The sequence below is a fragment of the Gilliamella sp. wkB292 genome, assembly GCF_001690235.1.
GTDB lineage: Bacteria > Pseudomonadota > Gammaproteobacteria > Enterobacterales > Orbaceae > Gilliamella > Gilliamella apicola_F.
In genome coordinates, this window is sequence record NZ_LZGO01000045.1 from 1 (window position 1) to 22,111 (window position 22,111).

A 22,111-nucleotide genomic window follows, 5' to 3' on the forward strand; every position below is an offset into this window, starting at 1 on the left:
TTAAAAATATCAAGCCACAAAGTAAAGATTATCGTGTTTACAATGATGGAATCTACCTGTTAATTAGGCCCTCTAGTAGAAATTATAATTGTTTCATAATCAATGTTCAGGCCTGTGAAAAAACAGTTTTTAAATTTAAAACTTATGCGCATATATCACTCGCCGACGTGAGTAGTATTCATTATAAATACCTCTATGAGATAAAGAACTATGTTATTAATATGGTTTTATTTGGAGAAAATACTACCTTACCCTGATTCAAACATTTAAATAGAACAAAACACTATTGTTATCCAATAAAGCCTTAGATTAGATTTTATTATTAATAATCAACGATTAACTGAATATCATTGACTATTAATTCACACAATTAAAATGTTTGGTTTGGTTTGTTTAATTTCAAATCGAAGTATCCTTGTTGCCGTCGAATTTATAAACCGAAAAATTATCTAATTATAAATTTTAAGTAATTATTGATTTAATTGCTCTAATTACATAATATTGCTGGAAATTTTATTAAGGATAATGGTATGAAAAAAAATAATTTTATTAACTTGTCTTGGATTTATTTTATCTGGTTGTAGTGTTCATCTTCAATTTAATGATCGTTTGTCTTATCAATCATTAAAACAAATAAAATCAGAAATCCATTTACCTCAAAAACAAAACTTAAATATTATATGGGTTCCTGATAGTTTTACTACACGTATTGACATACAAGGTTCTTCAGGATTTATTGGTGGTGGTAATCGTACCCGAATCCCAACCGGTATAGGGCTTTCTACTAGAATTGAAGAGGCGATTAGTACATACGCTGACATAAATTCTGGAGGGAAAAAACTGACAATAATTGTTAATCATGCCAAAACTAAATTCACTTATGGCATGACGAATATTGATAATGCTAGTGTATATTTAAATCTCACATTTGAATTATCAGGTAAAACGTGGACTAAAGAGTTTTCAACCAAGCAAAATGATAGTGGTGTAAAAGATGCAAATATGACTTCTGTGGTTGAATATGCTTGGGATCAGATTGCTTTAGATGTTGCCCGAGAGGTTGCAAAGCATTTATAAGTAATTTCTGATTTTAAATTTCGATTATGAAAAAAATTAACAAGTTTATTTATAATAGAATCGAAAAAAAATTTGTTAAAATAGGCTCTATCTAAATACATTTGATAGAGCCATTTGGACATTAATCAACAATTACCCTTCCATTTAATGGTTGGACTGGTCGATTGTTATCATGATGCATAATTGAGTGGAATTTTTCGATTTGCTCAGTCGATACGCTGCTTTCTTGTTCTAACACAATCCATCTTACCCCTTCTGTACATGGAGGAGTTGTCAATGAACCACTAAAGCGATAAAAATCTAACCTATTTGGTAATAGAGCTTTTATATCAACAGGCTGAGTAAGCGTTGCCGTCGCTTCAACTTCGGTTGGTATTTGTTGCCAGGCTTTTGCTAATTCTGGATTTGTTTTTCCCTTATTAAACATAAGTGCAACCACAGCTAACTCACCATTCTTATTTTTATAGACAAAATGAGCTTCCATTGGGAACTGTTTGCCTTTAATTTCATTTTCACTTGGCGCATGAAAGTGGAATTGTTGTAGGGTGAAAACTTCGTTATCGATTTGTAAAGTATTACCTTCACCAACATTAACTTGAATAGTGTGACCATTATTGATAATTTCTTGCTTACCAGGTTTGAATACCAGTTTAAGTTTATCATGATGAGTTTTGAACACGTGTTCAATGTTGATAGGTGATTGGTTTTTGCCATTTTCACAAGTTGAAAATTCTGGTGATAGTTTACCCCAATTTTCAGGTTTATCTTCACCTTCATACCCCCAATGTGAAGAATGTTCTGCAGCAGCACATGATAAACTCGTTACCATTAAAGCTGCCATGATTATGTTAAGTTTCATCTTGATTTTTCACTAGAACGTTGATTAACGGGTCTCAAATTATACGCCTCAAAAAATTACCTTTCTAGAATATACCAATAAGACTTTTTTGTTTTTTTATAAAAAAAATCTTTGACATTTTTAAAAATTAAGTTGTTAATTTGACATCAATCTTTATAGTATGAATGAAGTTCATGCTCATCATAGCTATACTTAACATTATCAGGGAATCAATAAAGAATAGGAATTTTAATTTTATTCACAATATTCTTGTCAATGCGAATAGGATTAATAGAAGTAAATAATAAAACTGGAGTAATTTTTGTGGAAAGTGTTATAAAGTGAGTAACAATTTGAATTTATATTATTACTTTAGATAATTTTGAAAAAGTAACTAGGTGATAACAAGATAAGCAATCTTATAAGGCTAATCACAGACCAAAAATCCATCATAGATGATTAGACATAAAAAAACCTGCTCAATGCAGGTTCTTAAAAACTGAATTTGGCTCCTCCAACAGGACTTGAACCTGTGACATACGGATTAACAGTCCGCCGTTCTACCGACTGAACTATGGAGGAACACTTGACGGACAAAATATTAACCATCTATTACGTTTATGTCAATCGTTAAAACACTAAATAAAATCAATTGCTCAGCTTGTAAGCAAATTTGTCTATGTCTATGCTAAAATAAGTTAAAAATGACAAGATAGGTAAAATAAACGTTTATGAAAAAGAATATTTGTGTTTTTTGTGGTGCTAGTGAAGGCAATCGTGCTGAATATCGTGTTGCAGCTGAACAACTTGGTCAAACCATTGCCAAACAAAATAGGCGATTAATTTATGGTGGTGGCAATAAAGGGTTGATGGGGATTATTGCTAATGCCGTATTAGCTAATGGTGGTGAAGTTATTGGTGTTATTCCTGAACGTTTAGTTAAAGCCGAAACTGCACATCATGGCATTACTCAGTTAGAAGTTGTTCAAAATATGCATCAACGTAAAGCAAGGCTTGCTGAACTAGCTGATGGTTTTATTGCGATGCCAGGTGGAACGGGCACATTAGAAGAAATTTTTGAAGTTTGGACAGCGATGCAAATAGGCTACCATGAAAAACCCGTTGCACTATTCAATAGCCAATTTTGGCAACCTCTGCTGAACTTTTTAAAGCATGCAGTACAAGATGGGTTTATTCGAGAAAGTTTTTATAACACATTAATCGTATCAGATGATGCAACAAATATATTACAAAAAATGGATGATTTTATTGCTAAAGACCTACAGCGTTGGGTGAAAAAGTAATTATTATTCATTAAAAAGCAAAAACGCCATTTTATAATGGCGTTTTTTGTAAGTATAAAAATAATTACTGTGTAACTTCTTCGGCAACGACTTCCGGTTTTTTAATAACCGCATAAACTACACCAGCAATGATAGAGCCGACTAAGATTGACAATAAATAACCGCCAACGGGTTTAACAACGCCTGGGATTGCTAACGCAAATAACCCACCATGTGGCGTCATTAACGTTGAACCAAATGCCAATGCCATACCACCAGTGATTGCACCACCAACAATACAACAAGGGATAACACGTAACGGATCACGCGCTGCAAAAGGAATTGCCCCTTCAGAGATGAAGCATAAACCTAAAACTAAAGACGCTTTACCACTTTCTTGTTCTGCTTTAGCAAATTTTTTACGGGCGATTAAAGTAGCTAATCCCATCGCTAATGGAGGAACCATTCCACCCGCCATAACTGCAGCCATAGGTGCATAAACTTGTGAAGAAATCATACCAGTACCAAACGCATAAGCAACTTTATTAATTGGTCCACCCATATCAGTACACATCATACCACCTAATAATGCACCTAACATAATAGCATTAGCACCATTCATGGTATTTAGCCATACAGTAATAGTTTTCATTAACCATGCGATTGGCGTACCAACAACAAATTGCATAACAAGACCTGTAATTAAAGTTGCAAGTAAAGGCACAATTAGAATAGGTTTTAATGCTTCAAGCGTTTTTGGTAGTGGTAAATATCGAGTAATTAACAAGGCTAAATAACCAGCAAAATAACCAATAATAATACCACCTAAGAATCCGGCACCAGTTGAAACTGCAAGTAAACCACCAACTAGGCCAGGAGCAAGCCCTGGTCTATCAGCAATTGAGTAAGCAATATAACCAGCAAGCAATGGAACCATTAGTGAGAATGCTAAATCACCAATTTGTTTTAAATGAGGTTCTCCAACAAGCTCATTTACAAGAGTTTGTTTAACAATTTCTACGCCATTTTCAAGTACAGTAACTGTTTTTAATACTTCTTGGAACTGACCAAAAGCAAAAGAAAGCGCAATGATCAAACCACCTGCAACCACCATTGGCAACATGTAAGACACACCCGTTAATAGATGTTTATAAACGCTCTTTTTCTCATTACTTGATTTAGCTGATGAGGTATTGGTTGTAGGTTGATAAATTGTTGCTTCTTCAAATGCTTTATCTAATTCCTGAGCGGTCTTTTTAAGAGCAGGACCAGTTTTAGTACGATATAATTTTTTACCGGCAAATTTGCTTAAATCAACATCAATATCACATGCAGCAATAACGACATCAGCAGAAGCAACTTCTTCAGGTGTTAATTCATTCCCCACGCCAACTGATCCACGTGTTTCAACTTTACACCACCAGCCGCGTTTTTTTGCTTCTTCTTCAATGGCTTCGGCTGCCATAAATGTGTGAGCCACACCTGTTGGGCAAGCAGTCACAGCAACAATTCGTTTGATACCTGTAGCAGAAGCTGAAGCTGTTATCGCAGTTTGTTCATAAACTTTTGCTTTATTTGGCGCATCGTTTACTATCTGTTTCGGATTGGCAAAAACATCATCGATATCTTCTACAACATAAACTTTTTTACCCATCACTGATGTATCAGCAATTGAACCTGTACCCACTGCAACAATCACATCGGCATTTGCCGCGTTTTCAACTACATTTAAATTTAATGCATTAGCAGCTAAAATAAGTTCAGCTTTAGCTAATCGTCCATTTACTGGACCTGTATTACTACCTTCAACAATATATATATTCATGAATACTCCTATCCAGCGTTAATTTCAATTTTGCCGAGCATATTAGTTACAGCTTGACGATCAGAAATGCCTACGCCTGCTTGTTCAACAGATAGCGCTGCAACACTTGATGCAAACACTAACGTATCTTTAATTGATTGATTGGTCATAAGACCATACATTAATCCAGCGACCATTGAGTCACCTGCACCGACTGTACTAACAACTTGGCATTTTGGGGGTTTAGCAATCCACGCTTCATTTTTTGTTACCCATAATGCACCTTTGCTACCAAGTGAGATGACCACATTTTCAACACCACTATCGATAATTTGTAAAGCAGCTGTTTTGATGTCAGTAAGCGTAGATAACTTTCGACCAACCCACATTTCAAGTTCCTTATCATTTGGTTTGATTAACCAAGGGTTGGCTTTAAGACCTGCAACTAAAGCATCACGGCTACTATCAAATACCACTTTAGGACAAATTGCTTTAACTTGCTTCATCCATTCTGTAAACTTTTCCAAAGATACGCCAGCAGGTAAACTGCCACTAATGGCAACCATATCTATATCTTTTAACCATTCTAATGAATCGGTAACGAAAGTCTGCCAATCTTGATCACTAATCGTGAAACCAGAAAAATTTAGGTCAGTGACTTCGCTATTTTCTTCAGTTAATTTAACATTAATACGGGTGCGCCCATCAATGGTTTGAAACTTATCAACGACATTTAGTGATTTAAACAGCAAGTTAAAACCATCACGATTTTCTTTACCTAAAAAACCGCCTATCGTTAACTTAACATCCAGATCTGATAGTACTTTGGCAACATTAATCCCTTTACCAGCAGCAAGTAGTGCATTTGTCTGCACTAAATTAACATCACCAAGTTCAACTTTAGGACAAAAACCTAATAGATCATAAGCGGGATTTAATGTAATTGTTGCAACACGATAAGTCATTATTCAGTTCCCTCACCTAATCCGCTAGCAATGGCTTGACCTATGGCATCGAGCGCTTGCTCAGCATCTTGTCCAATAGCAGTAAATTTAAGACGACTGCCTTTTTTAGCACCTAGAGCTACAATCTTCATTAAGCTGGTTGCACTCACAGGTTCACCTTTACCATCTAAATTGGCAACCGTTATTTTACTATTGAATTCTTTTACCAATTTAACTAATACAGATGATGGGCGGGTATGCAGGCCATTTTCATTATGAATAACAAATTCACGACTTAATTCATTATCATTTGATTCGGCTACATTAGATTGAGCAAGAGTAGGGATCGATTCAACATGCTCAGAATTATTGATATCAGAACCAGAAATAAGTAACTGACTTAATTGTTCGACATTTGCTGTTAAAAGTTGGTTTAATTTTTGTCTAAAAATCAACGATGCGATGTTATGCACAACCTCTGCAACTGAATCATCAACAACTGACATTGTTATAAGCAATTTTACAGGTTTACTATCTTCACTCAGATGACTAACTGTACGACTAATGGCAATCGCATTTTTTAAATTACCATTTTTACTATCACTTAACCAAATCCCATTGCCTAAATAATTAGGTTTATTATCAAGCACATCGGCAATAAAATTAGCATTCACTGCATTGTGCTGTTTTAAACGCGAAGCATTCAATGCTTGTAGGGTTGCTAGGCTATCTGCTTGAATATCTAATAACACTGAATCTTGATGAATGGTAAATTTGCTATCTTCTTGTTCTACTTTGTCGGTTAAAATAGCAATTGCTTCATCTGCTGTTTGAATTTTTTTAATTTTATCTTCGACGCCATCTTCACCAAGAACATGTGTCAATTGGCGAAGTAATTCTAAATGCTCATCAGAGCTTGCCGCAATACCAATAGCCAAGTACGCTTTTTCACCATCATCCCCCCACTCAACGCCATTAGGAAAACAAAATACCTGTACACCTGTTTTTTTCACTAAATGGCGAGTTTTTGTGGTGCCATGAGGAATCGCGATACCAATACCCAGATAGGTTGCAGCTTGCTCTTCTCGCTCTAGCATACCGTTCACATATCCATCTTCAACAAAACCTGCACTCGTTAATGCTGCGGCAATTTTTTTTATTGCTTCTTGCTTGTTAGTTGCTTGTTCATTTAAATGAATATTTTCTTTAACTAAATGAAACATAGAATAAATACCTCTGGGTTAAAATGTTGGGTTTGCTAAAATAACTCAACAATTCTAAATCCTTAATTGAATTATATTGAATCGTTTCAGCAATGATGAATACAATTAAAATATTTATCAAATAAATTATTTCTATTAATAATTAATATGTGATCTAGATCCAATTTTTGATTAAAATTTAAAAAAGCTATTTTTTATAATCGCTCAGACAGGCTCTACCCAAGCTTCCCCTATATAGCAACCGCCTTGGAATAATGGTTGTGCCGGGCTTATAACTTTGTTCACGCAAGCTTTCCATTAATAATGCGATAACAACTTGTGAAACTTCTTGATGATCTTGAGCAAGTGATATCACCCTACATGGTAAAAAATCAAGCAGTTCATGATCACCAAAAGTAGCAATCGTCAGTTGATTGGGTAGATAGCCAAATTTTTTTAAGATCGCGTCAATCGCCCCTTGTAATAATGAAAAGGAGGTAGTGAAAATACCATCGGGTATATCATGCGTTTCTAACCAACGACTAAATACAATTTCGGCATCACAGCGACTATAATTATTTGCATATAAAAAATCAACTTTATTAAACTGGTTTGCTGCAATTGATTCAAATCCCTCAAGACGTAATTGACTAACCGATAAATTAGGTAAAGCACCAATATAAACAACAGTTCCATCAACAAATTGACTAAACGTGGAACCTAACGTTTTGGCATCTTGTTTATCAGATCCAACGATATTTCTAAATTGATTATTGGATAATGTTCTATCTAAGGCAAATAATGGAATTTGGTTATTTTGCCAACCATCATAAAACCTATAATCTTGAGGAGAAACAAACGATGAAGATATCACTAAAGCATCAACTCGCCGCTGCTGAAGATGCCTTACGCATTCTTGTTCTATACTTGGTTTATCTTCAGAACATGAAAGTAATAATTGATATCCATTTTTACGCGCTAATTGCTCTAAGTAATTGGCAATTGTTGTATAACTACTATTTTCCAAATCAGGAATAATAATACCTATTGTGCGTGTTTTACCGGCTCTTAGTCCTGCTGCGACTTGATTTGGTTGATAGTTATGCTCTTTAACTACCGCTAAGACTTTTTCAATCGTTCTATCACTAACACGATATTTTTTTGCTTTTCCATTAATTACATAGCTAGCTGTAGTTCGAGAAACACCCGCTAACAAAGCAATTTCGTCTAATTTCATAATATAGTCTCAGCAAACATATTGTTGGCAATTAAACATGAATAAAGAGAAATTGTAAACCTTAATTGTTTTATCTGATGCTTAACAGTGTTAATGCAGGAACAATCATTGTTTAACTGGTTAAAATTTGAATTCGTTTATATTCGATATCAAGCATAAAAAATAAATTAATAATAAATCGCAATATTTTGATTTTGGACATTCTCAATTTTAATCGGGGTATCAAATATATCCTCTAAAAGTTGTGAATTCATAATTTGCTTTGGATTACCTTGATAAACAAGCTCGCCATTTTTCATCGCCAAAATATAGTCTGAATAAACGGATGCAAAATTAATATCGTGAATGACAATAACGATGGTTTTACCGAGTTCATCTGCCGCTCGACGTAATTGTTTCATCATAGCAACCGCATGTTTCATGTCTAAATTATTGAGTGGTTCATCAAGTAAGACATATTCGGTATCTTGGCAAAGAATCATAGCCACATAAGCACGCTGGCGCTGACCACCGGATAATTCATCAATAAAACGGTCTTTATATTCGGTTAGATTTAAAAAATCTAGAGCTTGATTAATATGCTTATAATCATCAGCATTTAAGCGCCCTTTGGTATAAGGATAACGCCCAAAGCCCACAAGTTCAAAAACAGTTAACCGACTGGTAAACCGATTTTCTTGTCTTAAAACAGATAAATAGGTCGCAAGTTTATCACTTGGTGTATTAACAACATCCATATTTTGAATTTTAACGATACCTTCATCAGCCAATAACAGTCGACTGATAATCGATAAAAGCGTTGATTTACCAGCACCATTTGGTCCAATAATTGCCGTAATCCCACCTTGCGAAATAGTCGCATTGACATTTTTTAATACCGGTATAGTTTGATAGCTTTTACAAACATTCTCAATTTCAATCACATTGGAACCTTTTTCAATAATAAGAAAATAAACAAAGAACCACCAATAAATTCAATCACGATAGATAAAGCGCCAACCATATTTAACACACGCTCTAAAAACATTTGCCCACCGACCAAAAAAATGATACCCAATAAAAAAGCGGTAGGCAGTAGATAACGATGTTGACTTGATCCGCTAATACTATAAGCAAGATTAGCAATCAATAGACCTAAAAAAGTAAACGGTCCAACTAATGCCGTCGATATTGCGACTAAAACTGAAACGAGTAATAAAATTATTGTTACGCTCTTTTGATAATCGATACCTAAATTAATAGCATTATCCCGACCTAAAGCAAGCACATCGAATCGAAATCGCATTTTCCACAAAAATACACCAATCACAGAGGCTATTATTAATGAAAAGATAATCAAGACAGGTTCAGCACGGGTGAAGGTTGCAAAAATTCGACTTTGTAACACAGCAAATTCGGTTGGCGTCATTAAACGTTGCAGTAAGTTAGAAAAGCTACGGAACAACGTACCTAAAATAATACCAATTAATAAAACTAAATGTAGATTTTGTTTGAGTTTAGTGAATAAACCACGGTATAAAAAAAGAGAAAATAAAATTAATAATAATGATTCAAATACAAATTTACCAATAATCCCAATATAGGGAATACCTTGTGTATCAATAAAAAAGATCACAACCGTTTGGATTAATACAAACAAAGATTCATATCCCATAATTGATGGAGTTAAAATTCGATTATTGGTAACGGTTTGAAAAAGTAAGGTAGAAGTCGATGCAGCAAAAGCAACCAGAATCATGGTTAGCACAATCCAAGTTCGGTGCATCAATATATAACTAATATTGCCTTTAAGGTTTAAAGTCATAAAACAACTTATACAAATTAAAGACAGAATAAATAACAAAAATACTCTTTTTTGACTTATTGTATAACGTTTTTGATTAACTGACATGGCGTCTTCGACTCAATAATATTAAGAAAATAATAGCGCCAACTACGCCAAGAATAACACTCACGGGAATTTCAAATGGATAACGAATTAGCCGACCAATAATGTCGCAAATTAATACTAATCCACTGCCAAATAAACAGATCCAAGGTATAGTTTTACGAACGTTATCACCAAATAATAAACTGACAATGTTTGGCACAATCAATCCTAAAAAAGGTAAAACGCCAACGACCACAACAACAATACCACCAATTAATGCAATAACAATAAGCCCCGTCAACATGACTCGACGATAATTAAGACCTACATTAACTGAGAAGTCACGCCCCAAACCTGCAACGGTAAATTGATCGGCACTCCAGCAAGCAAGCAATGTCAAACCGCCGACTAACCATAATAATTCATAACGGCCCCGTAAAATACCTGAAAAGTCGCCTGATTCCCAGCCACCAAGCGATTGTAATAAATCAAAATACATAGCAAAAAATGTCGTAATCGCGCTAATGACTGCCCCCAACATAATACCAATAAGCGGCACCATCAATGCTGATTTGAAAATGATTTTTCGGGAAATCGCCATAAAAATCATTGTACCCGCCATAGCAAATAAGCTAGCAACAACCATTTTAGTCATAACACTTGCACTTGGTGCAAGAACCATCATGATTAATAAACCAAGACTGGCTGATTGAGTAGTGCCAACTAAAGTAGGTTCAACAAATCGATTTTGGGTTAACAATTGCATTATTAAACCGGCAACACTCATGGCACTACCTGCAAATAATAAAGCAACGGTTCTAGGAACGCGGCTAACAAAAAAAATCTCTCGCATGGTACTATCTATCCAAAGATCGGATAGTGTGACATTCCCTGCCCCAATAAATAAACTTATTACAGACATTATCAACAAAACGAAAATGCCTGTAATAAAATAAAACGACTTAACCATATATTTGATTAATTAGCTGATGTTTTTTGTAAAGCTTCGCTTATTTGATCCATTAAGTGGCTATAAGTTTGAATACCACCAGCAATATACATTGAGGTTGAATCTAAATAGACAATATGATTATTTTGCCATGCATCTGTTTTTTGAATTAAATCGTTATTTAAAACTTGTTGAGCTGATTGCGCTTCTTTATTTCCAATAGCATTATCTCTATCTAGAACAAATAGCCACTGTGGATTAACACTTAAAATAAACTCAGAGGTAACTGCGTTACCATGACGCCCTGCTTCTTGGAATGTTGTGGCAGGTTTAAAACCTAATATATCAAAGATAAAACCAAAGCGAGATTTTGGTCCATATGCTGACATTTTGCCACCATTAACCATAATGACGAGTGCACTTCCAGCGGTATTTGTTTTTGGTTTTAGTTGTTCAATTTTTTGATTAAAATCAGCTAAGAGCTTTTTAGCTTGGTCTTGTTTATTAAACAACGTTCCTAATTGTTCAGTTCTTTGTGTTAAACTTGCCAAAAAGTTATTTGGATCAATATCAAGAGAAATAGTTGGAGCAATATCATTCAATTTATTATAAACATCGTTCGCACGACCACCAGCAATAATAACATCAGGCGCCATTGAACTTAAAACTTCATAGTTTGGTTCAAATAAAGTCCCCACATTAGTATAACTTTTATCACTATATTTCGATAAAAAATCAGGATAATGCACATCAGATTGAGGTACGGCTGAGACAGAAATATTCAATGCATCCATAATATCGAGGGTTGCAATATTAAAAACGACCACCTTTTTAGGGTTTTCAGGTACATCGGTTTTACCTTGTGCATGCTCAATGGTTATTTTATTAACCGAACTTTGCTCATTTTTTTTATTATCATCACATCCCGCTAACACAAATAGTGCTGTTAACAACACTATAAACTTAAATTTGATACGTGAATACATTTTGGCTCCTAATCATCATTCTTGATAAAAAAAGAAATGATAAATATAACAATTATCATTTTCATTAGATTGTAACTAAAAAAATAAAGCTATTCAATTAACTTTAATAGAATAAAAGAATTGATGTTTTAGGTAGATTAGAAATATAACAATCGAATAAATGCATTTTATCCAGTGAAGATGACAATGTTATTAATGCGACTCCCCACACCGTTATAATTGGCTGTGAGGAAATAATTTTCATACTAAATTTGTGTTAAAGCTATCAGTTAACGCAAGCAACTCGCTGTTTATTACCACCAAGATAACCATGATATACATCACCGGTATCTGAATGGACAAGATAAGGCTCATTCAGATTGTCGTATATTTGCCCAGTCCAATAATCACCATACTCTAGATCACTATTTGTATAATAATTCTTATCAGTAAATCCCCATTCAGCAAATAAAGTTCGGCCAATTCTACGCTGGTAATTATTTGGTTGATTAGGCAAACCACCTTGCCATTCCCAACCATTTGCATTAGTTAATTCAATAATACTAGCTATTTTGTAACCTAAATTTTCACAGTAGGATTTAGCCGAAGGATAGTCAATATAACCAGGTTTTGCTATAAACCATTTACTTATTGTGAAACGGTATATCATATTTTTTTTATTCTTATCTGAATAAATTGTAAAAGTAGTTGGATCTTTTGCAGTTGCAGCTTCTGCAGTACTTGAACCATTACCTGGTCCTTGAAATTCTACTTTAGCAACATTGATTTGTTTAATATTATCTGTAGTAATATTTAAGCTAATCCCAGAGCTTTGTGGCGATTTACTATAGCTTAATTCACTTGATAATGCCCCTGCTACCGTTAAATAAAAATACAGTCCTTTTGATGCTGTGGTTGGAAAATTGGTAGAAGGTTGATATAAGGTTTGAAGTTTAAATCCTTTAGTACCATCCCATTCACTTGTTGGTCCCGACATAGATGTAAAATTTGGAAAAGGATCGCTATCATTATACTTTAAATTAGGTCGAGCAAAGCAAAAATAAGGAGTAGTCACTTTATTAGGGATAAGATAGTAAACTGCTTGATTGCCAATAAAATTAGAAGAATTTGGCAAGCCATAGCGAGTTGATAAAACGCCGCTATCACTGGTTAAACTGAGTTGATAGGGAGAATTACAAGCATCGTTCAAAAGCTGCTCAGGGTTATTTACCATTTCACCATCAGCGCTTTTAACAGTTAACGTTAAATTGCCAGAAACAGTATACAACTTATCACCATCATTATCTTTCCAATAACCCTTACTTGAAATTAGATCTAACAAGCTGATTTTCAGCTTATTTAAAGGAAGTTGAGTTTTAATATTTTTTAATTTTTCGCCTCCAGCAGGAAGCCGAATTGGGTTGCTTTTTGTCGATAAACTATCTTTGATGCTATAACTTCGGCCATCGTAAAGCGTAATATTCAAAAGCGGATCTGTTTTATTTCTGCTAGTGGCTCCATTATCAAAAGTTAAATATGGTGCATTGCCATGAATTGCAGCTGAAGTGGTGGCAGTTAACGAATTAGCTGAATTAGCAGTGATTAATCCTAAAATGATACCAATAAATTTTAAATAAAAAGAAACTGAATTAAATATTTTCTGATTAAAAAGAGCTTTTTTTCCTTTTAAAAAGGAGAATAAAAAGTTAATTGAAGAGCGAAAATGATTAGAGTGAAATAATAAACTTAAATATAACGATTTATCTAACGATAAATAGGGTTTTACAGGTTTTGCGTTTTGCGTTTTGCGTTTTAAACATTATATATGTTTCCCTTCCCAAATGTCAACATATTTCTACATAAATTCGTTTTTTTATGCGAAAAGTTATTTCTTGTTTTTTAATAAAAGAATAAAAACCAAAATCATATTAGATGAATAACATTGCTCTAAAAATAGAAAAATGTTAATTATGGTTTTAATTAATAATGAGAGAAAATCAGAAATAAATATACAAATTTTTTGTTAAGAATTGAAAAGCTGCTAATTAATTAAACTTCGATTGAGTTAGTTTAAAAACTTCAATTCAAAAGTAATCAAACTAACTTATTTAATTAATGATCAAAGCTCATCTAATTTATTTTATGTATCATCTGATAATTCTTTCAACTTCCTTGTTAATGTGTTACGTCCCCATCCTAATAAATGGGCGGCATCTTGTTTATGACCACGCGTAAAGTTTAACGCACAATTTAATAAAATACGTTCAACATCGTTTACTGCTTCGGTTAATATACCTGTTTTGCCTGCAATTAGTGCTTGTTTAGCCCAATCTTCAAGTAAATTTTGCCAATTCATTTCAGGTTCTGGTTGATGAAATGGTTGAGAGCGGGGTTCACACTCTATTGAATTTTTAGGCATAGACATTTGTAGTAGTTCAGGTGGCAAATCCTGTACCAGTATTTCTTTACTGGAGGACATAACAGTAACCCAACGACAGGTATTCTCAAGCTGCCTAACATTCCCAGGCCATTTTGACATACATAAGATTTTTAAAGCTTCAGGACTAAAAATTTTACTTTCAACACCTAATTCTTTTGCAGTTGTATGTAAAAAGTGCTCAGCAAGTTTTGGAATATCTTGTGCTCTATCTCGTAACGGTGGTAATAAAATACGAATAACATTTAAACGATGAAAAAGATCTTCCCTAAATTTACCTTCTTGTACGCGCGCTTGTAAATCTTGATGCGTTGCCGCAATAATCCGTACATCGACTTTTACTGGTGAATAACCACCAATACGATAAAATTGTCCATCTGCAAGTACGCGTAATAAACGCGTTTGTACATCCAATGGCATATCACCAATTTCATCCAAAAATAGGGTTCCACCATTAGCTTGTTCAAATCGACCATGTCTGATTTGAGCCGCACCAGTAAAAGCGCCCTTTTCATGCCCAAAAAGTTCGGATTCAATCAAATCTTTAGGAATTGCAGCCATATTAAGAGCAATAAAAGGCGATTGTGAACGCGGGCTATGAATGTGTAACGCCTTAGCAACTAACTCTTTACCGGTTCCTGATTCACCATTAATTAAAACACTAATCGATGATTTAGATAATCGCCCAATAATACGAAAAACCTCTTGCATCGCGGGTGCTTCACCAATAATGCCGGTTGAGGCTTTTGCTGTTGTGGTTTGACTTGTCTTGTTTGTTTGCGTTTGTAAAATTGCGCGTTCAACTAATTGAATGACTTCATCCACATCAAATGGTTTAGGAATATAGTCATAAGCACCTTTTTGATAAGCATTGACGGCTGCATCAAGATCCGAATGGGCTGTCATGATAATTACAGGTAAATTAGGTATTTGTTCCTTCACATAATGTAATAAGGTTAACCCATCAAGTCCTGGCATTTTGATGTCCGAGATCAATACAGCAGGTTTTTGCACATGCGTATCTAACGCATCAATCACTTCTTGACCATTAGCGAAAGTAACGCAGTTAAAGTGAGCATTGGTTAGCGCTTTTTCTAATACCCATCGAATTGAACTATCATCATCAACAATCCAAACATTCATTTTAATTTACCTCATTGTTTAATTGGCAAATAGACAGAAAATTCAGTATGTCCAGGCCAACTATTAAATTCAATTTTTCCATGATGCTGATCGACTATATTATGTGCAATCGAAAGTCCAATTCCTGTTCCCCCCTCATAACCACTCACCATTGGATAAAACAAGGTATCTTGTATATGAACCGGTACGCCTGGTCCATTGTCTTCGATATCAATGCGGGCACAAAGTCGATAGCGCTGTCCATGTAAAGTCACCTGAAAGGCCGTTCTTGTTCTTATCGTTATTGTTCCTGCTTTTGTTCCTATAGCCTGCAATGCATTACGGACAATATTTAAAATCACTTGTTCTATCTGTTCAGAATCATGAATTAAATCAGGTAAACTTGGATCATAATCACGTAAAATTTGAATATTAATAGGCTTTTCTAAACAGAGTAAAGCATAGATTCGTTCTATTGCTTTGTGAATATTTTGTTCTTTTTGCTGTAACCGCTGCTGAGGGCCTAATAATCTATCAACCAAATTTCTGAGCCTATCGGCTTGCTCAATAATAATTTGTGTATAATCTTGTAGCTCATTTTTGGGTAATTCCCGAGATAATAATTGAGCCGCACCACGCAGACCGCCTAATGGATTTTTAATCTCATGAGCAAGTCCACGAACTAATTCTCGAGCTGCACTTTGTTGAGCTTGTTGTAATTGCTCTTGGCTAAGGCGCTTATGGTTATTTAATGGAGCCATTTCAATAAGAATGCGTCCATTTGCTAATAATTGTGCCGTTAATGATAAAATATGCAATTCATTATTAATCACTAAATTTACTTCATTATCCGTAAAACCTTGATTTTGTTCTAACGCACTTAACATGAGTTCAAAATCTAATGAATAATAACTCAATAAATCAGGCAAATAACTCTCTAATAATTTTTTTGTGCTTTGCGATAATAATTGCTGAGCTGCCGTATTGGCATAAAGAATATGAAGATTTTTATCGAGCAATAAAATACTTGTGATTATTGAATCGAGAACAAGATTCGCATCAGATTCATTATCAAATGTCATCGTTTGAATTCCCGCCCTCGCTAAAAACCACCGCTGATTAGCGGTGGAAGATTTAAGTTAAATCGAAAATAACTTATAAACTATAGTACAACTCAAATTCAACAGGATGTGGAGTCATACGAACACGATCAACATCTTGACGTTTTAAATCAATATAAGCATCGATAGTGTCATTAGTAAATACGTTACCACGAGTTAAGAACTCACGATCAGCATCTAAAGCATTAAGTGCTTCTTCAAGTGAGCCAGCCACTTGTGGAATTAATTTAGACTCTTCTGGTGGTAGATCGTATAAGTTTTTATCCATCGCATCGCCCGGATGAATTTTATTGATAATACCATCTAAACCAGCCATTAACTGTGCCGCAAATGACAAGTATGGGTTACCGGCTGGATCTGGGAAGCGAACTTCAATACGACGTGCTTTAGGGCTAGTCACAACAGGGATACGAATTGACGCAGAGCGGTTACGTGCTGAGTAAGCAAGCATCACTGGTGCTTCATAACCGGGTACTAAACGTTTATACGAGTTAGTTGCAGGGTTGGTAAAGGCATTAATTGCTTTAGCATGTTTAATGATACCACCGATATAATATAGCGCCATTTCAGATAGGCCCGCATATTTATCGCCTGCAAATAAGTTTACCCCATCTTTAGCTAATGATTGGTGGCAGTGCATACCTGAACCATTATCACCAAACATCGGTTTAGGCATAAATGTTGCTGTTTTGCCATAAGCATGAGCAACATTTTGTACTACATACTTATAAATTTGCACTTCATCGGCTTTTTTAGTTAATGTATTGAAACGGCAAGCAATTTCGTTTTGACCTGCTGTTGCCACTTCATGGTGATGCGCTTCAACAACTAAACCTAATTGCTCCATAATTAAACACATTTCAGAACGAATATCTTGTGAAGAATCAACAGGAGGAAGTGGGAAGTAACCACCTTTAACTGCCGGACGATGGCCTTTATTGCCTTCTTCATATTTAGTACCTGAGTTCCAAGCTGCTTCGATATCATCAATATGTACAAAGCTACCAGACATTGGCGTACCAAAACGCACATCATCAAATAAGAAAAATTCTGGTTCTGGTCCAAAAATAACTGTATCAGCAATACCTGATGATTTTAAAAACTCTTCAGCACGTTTAGCAATTGAACGAGGGTCACGATCATAACCTTGTAATGTCGCTGGTTCTAAAACATCACAACGCAAATTCAATGTAACATCTTCAAAAAATGGATCAATTACCGCACTTGATGCATCTGGCATTAATACCATGTCTGATTCATTAATACCTTTCCAACCTGCAATTGATGAACCGTCAAACATCTTACCATCTTCAAAGAAATCAGCATCAATTTGGCTAACAGGAATTGTTACGTGTTGTTCTTTACCTTTTGTGTCGGTAAAACGTAAATCAACAAACTTAACATCGTTTTCTTTAATTAGTGTTAAAACTTTTTGTGTAGACATGTATCTTCTCCATTAAGGACAAATAATTGTTCAGTTTAAAAGGCATTTTTGCCAAGTTGTTTACAGTTATGCAAATATGATGCCATTTTTTAACCACGCTCAAGTGGTCAATAAGCTAACCTGATAATAACACAAATATTATTATCGCACCAAAATAAAGCAATAAGCACCAAAGTAATGCACCAAAACAAATCATTGCGACCTAATTAAAGATCACAAAGCTTAAACTAGAGCCAATATAAAATAAGGTCATATACAGTTGCAGCTTTTATAAATTTTTCAGTTTTGGTGCATACAGATATGCTGTTTAAACTTTACTTCAGCACTTTTCAATACCTAAAGATAATTAAATAATAATTTTTTGTTTTGCTCAGTGTTATTTGAGTAATAGAAAAAGTAAGTTTTACGTGTTGGTTGTTTGATGGTTAATATTGAAACAAACCAGAAGAATCGGTCACCATTATGTACAAAAATAGGAAAAGCTAATTAAGATTCCTCAGCTTTATTTGAAAAATATTTGATTGGAATTGACATTACTAAATTAGAAAAACATTAATCAATTAAGGAGCCGATTATCAATATAACTCTGTCTAAAGTTATCTATTTTTAACTTAAAATCGAATAATCATCATGACATTAAATAATGTTTTCACATAATGGTACTATATTTCACCGCATAATATCGCTATAATCATAGCTTATATCGAAAAAATCAGGTAATCACATAAGTATGGACTTTATTACACTCGAAATTATTCCTTTTGTAAAAAATCACCTTTTACTTTCACTCGGTTGGGTTGTGTTATTTATTGCAATCATTGTATTAACAATTAAAAGCAAATTATCGAAAGTTAAGATCATTAATAATGCCCAAGCAATCAATATGATCAATAAACAAAATGCCGTTATTGTTGATATTCGCTCGGCTGATAGCTTTAAAAAAGGGCATGTGACTGAATCTCATAATGTTTTGCCGATTGATATTAAAAATGCGAGCGCCAAAACCATTGATAAATTCAAAGAGGATCTCATTATTTTAATTGATGAAAATGGTTTATCATCAACAAATATTGGTGAAATTCTTGTAAAACAAGGTTTTTTACATGTTTATGCCCTAAAAGATGGCATTGCTGGATGGAATGGCGAAAATTTACCATTAGTTAGAAAATAATATAATTCAAAAATAAATAAGGTTTTATCATGACTGAACAAAACAATACACAACAAGCAGAAACACAATTTGCAATTCAACGTATTTATACTAAAGATGTTTCGTTCGAAACCAATAATGTGCCAGAAATTTTTACAAAACAATGGCAACCAGACATGAATATTGAGCTTAATTCATCATCTCAAATTTTGAACGAAAGCGTGTATGAAGTTGCTTTGCGCGTCACAGTAACAGTGAAGTCACAAGATGAAGTTGTGTATATATGTGAAGTTACTCAAGCCGGTATTTTTTCATTAATTGGCTTTGACGAAAACCAAATCCAACACTGCGTTGGGGCTTATTGTCCAAATATCTTATTCCCTTATGCTCGTGAAGTCGTGTCAAGTTTAGTGACCAAAGGTACATTCCCTCAACTCAATTTAGAGCCAGTAAATTTTGATGCACTATTCCTTAATTATCTTCAACAACAAGCTGAAGCTAATTCTGCTGAAACACTACAATAGTGGTTGTTTGGCAATAAATTTTTAATCAGTTTATTGGATTATTTATGAAAAAAAGTGCTGTAGTAACAGTCATTGGAGCAGGTTCCTATGGAACCTCTTTAGCAATATTGCTGGCTCGTAATGGTCATCCAACACTATTATGGGGTCATAACCCTGATAAAATGACTATTTTGCAGCACGATAGGCAAAATAAGCAATTTTTACCAGATATTGCTTTCCCAGCTGAGTTACAGGTTGAAACGGATTTACAAACCGCTGTTAATGCTGCACCCATCCTACTTATTGTAGTTCCTAGTCACGCTTTTGCTAGTATTCTTAAGCAAATTAAACCTTTTTTACGTAAAGATTCAAAAATCGTTTGGGCGACAAAGGGTTTAGAAGCTGACACAGGACGCTTATTACAAGATGTAGCAAGGGAAATTCTAGGCAATGAAATTCCTTTAGCAGTTATTTCTGGTCCGACCTTTGCTAAAGAAGTCGCATCAGGTTTACCTACTGCGGTAACCGTTGCATCAACCGATGATTTGTTTTTAACTGAGTTACAGAATTTATTTCACTGTAGCAAAAGTTTTCGAGTTTATAGCAGTAAAGATTTTATTGGCGTACAACTGGGTGGCGCTGTCAAAAATGTTATTGCTATTGGTGCAGGTCTATCCGATGGGCTGGGTTTTGGTGCCAATGCCCGAACAGCGCTAATTACCCGAGGGCTCGCTGAAATGATGCGATTAGGTGCTAAACTTGGCGCCGACCCTGCTACCTTTATGGGCATGGCTGGGCTTGGCGATCTGGTCTTAACTTGTACTGATAATCAATCACGTAATCGTCGTTTTGGTATATTATTAGGTCAAAATAAAACCATTGAAGAAGCACAAAAAACTATCGCTCAAGTTGTTGAAGGATATAAAAATACCAAAGAAGTATGGTTATTAGCTAAAAACTATCACGTCGATATGCCAATTACAGAACAAATTTATCAAGTTCTATATGAACATAAAGATCCAAAACAAGCGGCAATGGCATTACTTGGGCGTTCACAAAAAGAAGAATTAAAAAGTTAAGCTCTATATCGATAAAAGGTTATTGCTTACTTAAAAAGTTGTGTCAAAAAATAGGGCTATTGCCCTATTTTATATTGTTAAGCCGATTTCTTTTTGTTTGGCTTTTAAATAAATATCATAGCCAACGTAAACATCTAGCACAGCGGTACCAACGGTTTTAAATAACGTAATTTGCTGATCATTTTCACGACATAGCGTAGAATTCATCACTAGATTGCCTAATTCTAAAAAATCATCTTTAGATACTAACTTTTGATTGATCGGATCGATGATATCGCCAGCTTCAGCAAAAACACCTTCTTTAGTATCAAGAACACGAATAGACGATTTTTTCACGATATCACTTGGAATTTCATGCATTTCTGGCGTATAAGCACCAACACCATTGATATGAGTACCTGGTTTAACGTTTTCGCCATTAAACGTTGCTACTTTTGAAGTCGTCACAGAAGTAATAATATCGGCTCGACTAATATCTTGATCCAAGTCTTGTGAGTAATAAAAGTTAGTAGAGAAATGTTCAAAACGTCTTTTCATCTCTTCTGTGAACTGTTTAGCTTTTTCACTATCAATATCAAAAATGGCCACATCCGTTAGTGGACGAACAGTAAGCATCGCTTCCAACTGAGATACAGCTTGCCCTCCCGTACCAATTAATACCGCTCGACGAGCATCTTTTCGCGCTAATAAATCTGTTGCTGCTCCTTGTACCGCGCCAGTTCGAAGTTGAGTAACATAAGTACCATCTAACATGGCACAAACTTCACCAGTTTGTGGATCAAGCAATAATACTTGTGCCGGTACTGATGGCTTGCCTAAGGCTGGGTTATCAGGAAAGACTGACACAATTTTAATGCCGACAATATCGCTACCTTTTATATGTGCAGGCATAAATAAGCTTTGACCTTTTTGCATATCAAAATTAATCCGTAATGGAACCTCACTGTTACCCTCAGTATAAATTTTCAAAGCTTGCTTATCTGCTGCAATCGCATCTTGCATGGTATAAACTTTTTTAATCTCATCAGCCGTTAATATTAACATTTTATCTCCAGTCCATTTTTTAATGCTTATTTTTTTGACCAA

Annotated in this window: 19 protein-coding genes and 1 tRNA gene; 5 read left to right on the plus strand and 15 right to left on the minus strand. The window is 34.7% G+C overall.

Annotated elements, in window-relative coordinates; genetic code table 11:
* Positions 1-609 precede the first annotated feature (609 nt).
* A complete protein-coding gene (locus A9G09_RS04305; protein ID WP_081297481.1) occupies positions 610-1,077 on the plus strand; it encodes a hypothetical protein in 468 nt (155 codons plus the stop codon).
* Positions 1,078-1,198: 121 nt separating this feature from the next.
* Here A9G09_RS04305 and A9G09_RS04310 read toward each other — a convergent pair whose 3' ends face one another.
* Both A9G09_RS04310 and A9G09_RS04315 read right to left on the minus strand, forming a co-directional pair.
* A complete protein-coding gene (locus A9G09_RS04310; RefSeq protein ID WP_065633677.1) occupies positions 1,199-1,936 on the minus strand; it encodes a carbonic anhydrase in 738 nt (245 codons plus the stop codon).
* A 485-nt stretch (positions 1,937-2,421) separates the two neighbouring features.
* Positions 2,422-2,497 (minus strand) — tRNA-Asn (locus A9G09_RS04315).
* Between the two features lie 149 nt (positions 2,498-2,646).
* Between A9G09_RS04315 and A9G09_RS04320 the strand changes: the two genes are divergently transcribed.
* Positions 2,647-3,219, plus strand: coding sequence for a TIGR00730 family Rossman fold protein (locus A9G09_RS04320; protein WP_065633678.1), 573 nt, complete (start codon positions 2,647-2,649; stop codon positions 3,217-3,219).
* A gap of 64 nt (positions 3,220-3,283) precedes the next feature.
* Here A9G09_RS04320 and fruA read toward each other — a convergent pair whose 3' ends face one another.
* The 12 genes from fruA to glnA all read right to left on the minus strand — a co-directional run bounded on the left by fruA (position 3,284) and on the right by glnA (position 18,293).
* A complete protein-coding gene (gene fruA / locus A9G09_RS04325; protein WP_065633679.1) occupies positions 3,284-5,023 on the minus strand; it encodes a PTS fructose transporter subunit IIBC in 1,740 nt (579 codons plus the stop codon).
* A gap of 8 nt (positions 5,024-5,031) precedes the next feature.
* A complete protein-coding gene (fruK, locus tag A9G09_RS04330; protein ID WP_065633680.1) occupies positions 5,032-5,967 on the minus strand; it encodes a 1-phosphofructokinase in 936 nt (311 codons plus the stop codon).
* A complete protein-coding gene (gene fruB / locus A9G09_RS04335; protein WP_065633681.1) occupies positions 5,967-7,169 on the minus strand; it encodes a fused PTS fructose transporter subunit IIA/HPr protein in 1,203 nt (400 codons plus the stop codon). The genes fruK and fruB overlap by 1 nt, the downstream gene beginning before the upstream one ends.
* A gap of 187 nt (positions 7,170-7,356) precedes the next feature.
* Positions 7,357-8,385: a catabolite repressor/activator gene (gene cra, locus A9G09_RS04340; RefSeq protein WP_065633682.1), complete on the minus strand. Its 1,029-nt coding sequence runs from the start codon at positions 8,383-8,385 to the stop codon at positions 7,357-7,359.
* A 167-nt stretch (positions 8,386-8,552) separates the two neighbouring features.
* On the minus strand, positions 8,553-9,308 hold the full coding sequence (locus tag A9G09_RS04345) for an ABC transporter ATP-binding protein (protein WP_065633683.1): 756 nt from the start codon (positions 9,306-9,308) through the stop codon (positions 8,553-8,555).
* Entirely contained in the window at positions 9,305-10,276 is a 972-nt protein-coding gene (locus A9G09_RS04350; RefSeq protein WP_065633684.1) for an iron chelate uptake ABC transporter family permease subunit, read from the minus strand. Before A9G09_RS04350 ends, A9G09_RS04345 begins: the two co-directional genes overlap by 4 nt.
* Entirely contained in the window at positions 10,266-11,225 is a 960-nt protein-coding gene (locus A9G09_RS04355) for an ABC transporter permease (RefSeq protein WP_065633685.1), read from the minus strand. Before A9G09_RS04355 ends, A9G09_RS04350 begins: the two co-directional genes overlap by 11 nt.
* Positions 11,226-11,233: 8 nt before the next feature.
* Positions 11,234-12,190 (minus strand): siderophore ABC transporter substrate-binding protein, encoded by a 957-nt coding sequence (locus A9G09_RS04360; RefSeq protein WP_065633686.1) that lies wholly within the window; start codon positions 12,188-12,190, stop codon positions 11,234-11,236.
* Positions 12,191-12,455: 265 nt separating this feature from the next.
* Entirely contained in the window at positions 12,456-13,655 is a 1,200-nt protein-coding gene (locus A9G09_RS04365; protein WP_065633687.1) for a hypothetical protein, read from the minus strand.
* A gap of 654 nt (positions 13,656-14,309) precedes the next feature.
* Positions 14,310-15,749 (minus strand): nitrogen regulation protein NR(I), encoded by a 1,440-nt coding sequence (gene glnG, locus A9G09_RS04370; protein ID WP_065633688.1) that lies wholly within the window; start codon positions 15,747-15,749, stop codon positions 14,310-14,312.
* 11 nt (positions 15,750-15,760) lie between these two features.
* Positions 15,761-16,810, minus strand: coding sequence for a nitrogen regulation protein NR(II) (gene glnL / locus A9G09_RS04375; protein WP_065633689.1), 1,050 nt, complete (start codon positions 16,808-16,810; stop codon positions 15,761-15,763).
* A 73-nt stretch (positions 16,811-16,883) separates the two neighbouring features.
* Positions 16,884-18,293: a glutamate--ammonia ligase gene (gene glnA / locus A9G09_RS04380; protein WP_065633690.1), complete on the minus strand. Its 1,410-nt coding sequence runs from the start codon at positions 18,291-18,293 to the stop codon at positions 16,884-16,886.
* A 730-nt stretch (positions 18,294-19,023) separates the two neighbouring features.
* On the opposite strand from glnA, the gene A9G09_RS04385 reads away from it, so the two are divergent.
* From A9G09_RS04385 to gpsA, 3 genes are read left to right on the plus strand one after another with little or no spacing between them, the layout of a single operon-like run.
* Positions 19,024-19,464 (plus strand): rhodanese-like domain-containing protein, encoded by a 441-nt coding sequence (locus A9G09_RS04385; RefSeq protein ID WP_065633691.1) that lies wholly within the window; start codon positions 19,024-19,026, stop codon positions 19,462-19,464.
* A gap of 29 nt (positions 19,465-19,493) precedes the next feature.
* Positions 19,494-19,967, plus strand: a complete 474-nt coding sequence (secB, locus tag A9G09_RS04390; protein WP_065633692.1) for a protein-export chaperone SecB — start codon at positions 19,494-19,496, stop codon at positions 19,965-19,967.
* 44 nt (positions 19,968-20,011) lie between these two features.
* Complete coding sequence (gene gpsA, locus A9G09_RS04395) at positions 20,012-21,025, plus strand: NAD(P)H-dependent glycerol-3-phosphate dehydrogenase (protein WP_065633693.1); 1,014 nt, start codon at positions 20,012-20,014, stop codon at positions 21,023-21,025.
* A 69-nt stretch (positions 21,026-21,094) separates the two neighbouring features.
* Here gpsA and A9G09_RS04400 read toward each other — a convergent pair whose 3' ends face one another.
* Complete coding sequence (locus tag A9G09_RS04400; protein WP_065633719.1) at positions 21,095-22,069, minus strand: ornithine cyclodeaminase family protein; 975 nt, start codon at positions 22,067-22,069, stop codon at positions 21,095-21,097.
* Positions 22,070-22,111 lie beyond the last annotated feature (42 nt).

Excerpts from the sequence above, each read along its gene's own strand:
- A9G09_RS04310 (WP_065633677.1), bottom strand. The coding sequence starts at position 1,936 with ATGAAACTTAACATAATCATGGCAGCTTTAATGGTAACGAGTTTATCA.
- A9G09_RS04320 (WP_065633678.1), top strand. The coding sequence starts at position 2,647 with ATGAAAAAGAATATTTGTGTTTTTTGTGGTGCTAGTGAAGGCAATCGT.
- fruA (WP_065633679.1), bottom strand. The coding sequence starts at position 5,023 with ATGAATATATATATTGTTGAAGGTAGTAATACAGGTCCAGTAAATGGA.
- fruK (WP_065633680.1), bottom strand. The coding sequence starts at position 5,967 with ATGACTTATCGTGTTGCAACAATTACATTAAATCCCGCTTATGATCTA.
- fruB (WP_065633681.1), bottom strand. The coding sequence starts at position 7,169 with ATGTTTCATTTAGTTAAAGAAAATATTCATTTAAATGAACAAGCAACT.
- cra (WP_065633682.1), bottom strand. The coding sequence starts at position 8,385 with ATGAAATTAGACGAAATTGCTTTGTTAGCGGGTGTTTCTCGAACTACA.
- A9G09_RS04350 (WP_065633684.1), bottom strand. The coding sequence starts at position 10,276 with ATGTCAGTTAATCAAAAACGTTATACAATAAGTCAAAAAAGAGTATTT.
- A9G09_RS04355 (WP_065633685.1), bottom strand. The coding sequence starts at position 11,225 with ATGGTTAAGTCGTTTTATTTTATTACAGGCATTTTCGTTTTGTTGATA.
- A9G09_RS04360 (WP_065633686.1), bottom strand. The coding sequence starts at position 12,190 with ATGTATTCACGTATCAAATTTAAGTTTATAGTGTTGTTAACAGCACTA.
- glnG (WP_065633688.1), bottom strand. The coding sequence starts at position 15,749 with ATGAATGTTTGGATTGTTGATGATGATAGTTCAATTCGATGGGTATTA.
- glnL (WP_065633689.1), bottom strand. The coding sequence starts at position 16,810 with ATGACATTTGATAATGAATCTGATGCGAATCTTGTTCTCGATTCAATA.
- glnA (WP_065633690.1), bottom strand. The coding sequence starts at position 18,293 with ATGTCTACACAAAAAGTTTTAACACTAATTAAAGAAAACGATGTTAAG.
- A9G09_RS04385 (WP_065633691.1), top strand. The coding sequence starts at position 19,024 with ATGGACTTTATTACACTCGAAATTATTCCTTTTGTAAAAAATCACCTT.
- secB (WP_065633692.1), top strand. The coding sequence starts at position 19,494 with ATGACTGAACAAAACAATACACAACAAGCAGAAACACAATTTGCAATT.
- gpsA (WP_065633693.1), top strand. The coding sequence starts at position 20,012 with ATGAAAAAAAGTGCTGTAGTAACAGTCATTGGAGCAGGTTCCTATGGA.
- A9G09_RS04400 (WP_065633719.1), bottom strand. The coding sequence starts at position 22,069 with ATGTTAATATTAACGGCTGATGAGATTAAAAAAGTTTATACCATGCAA.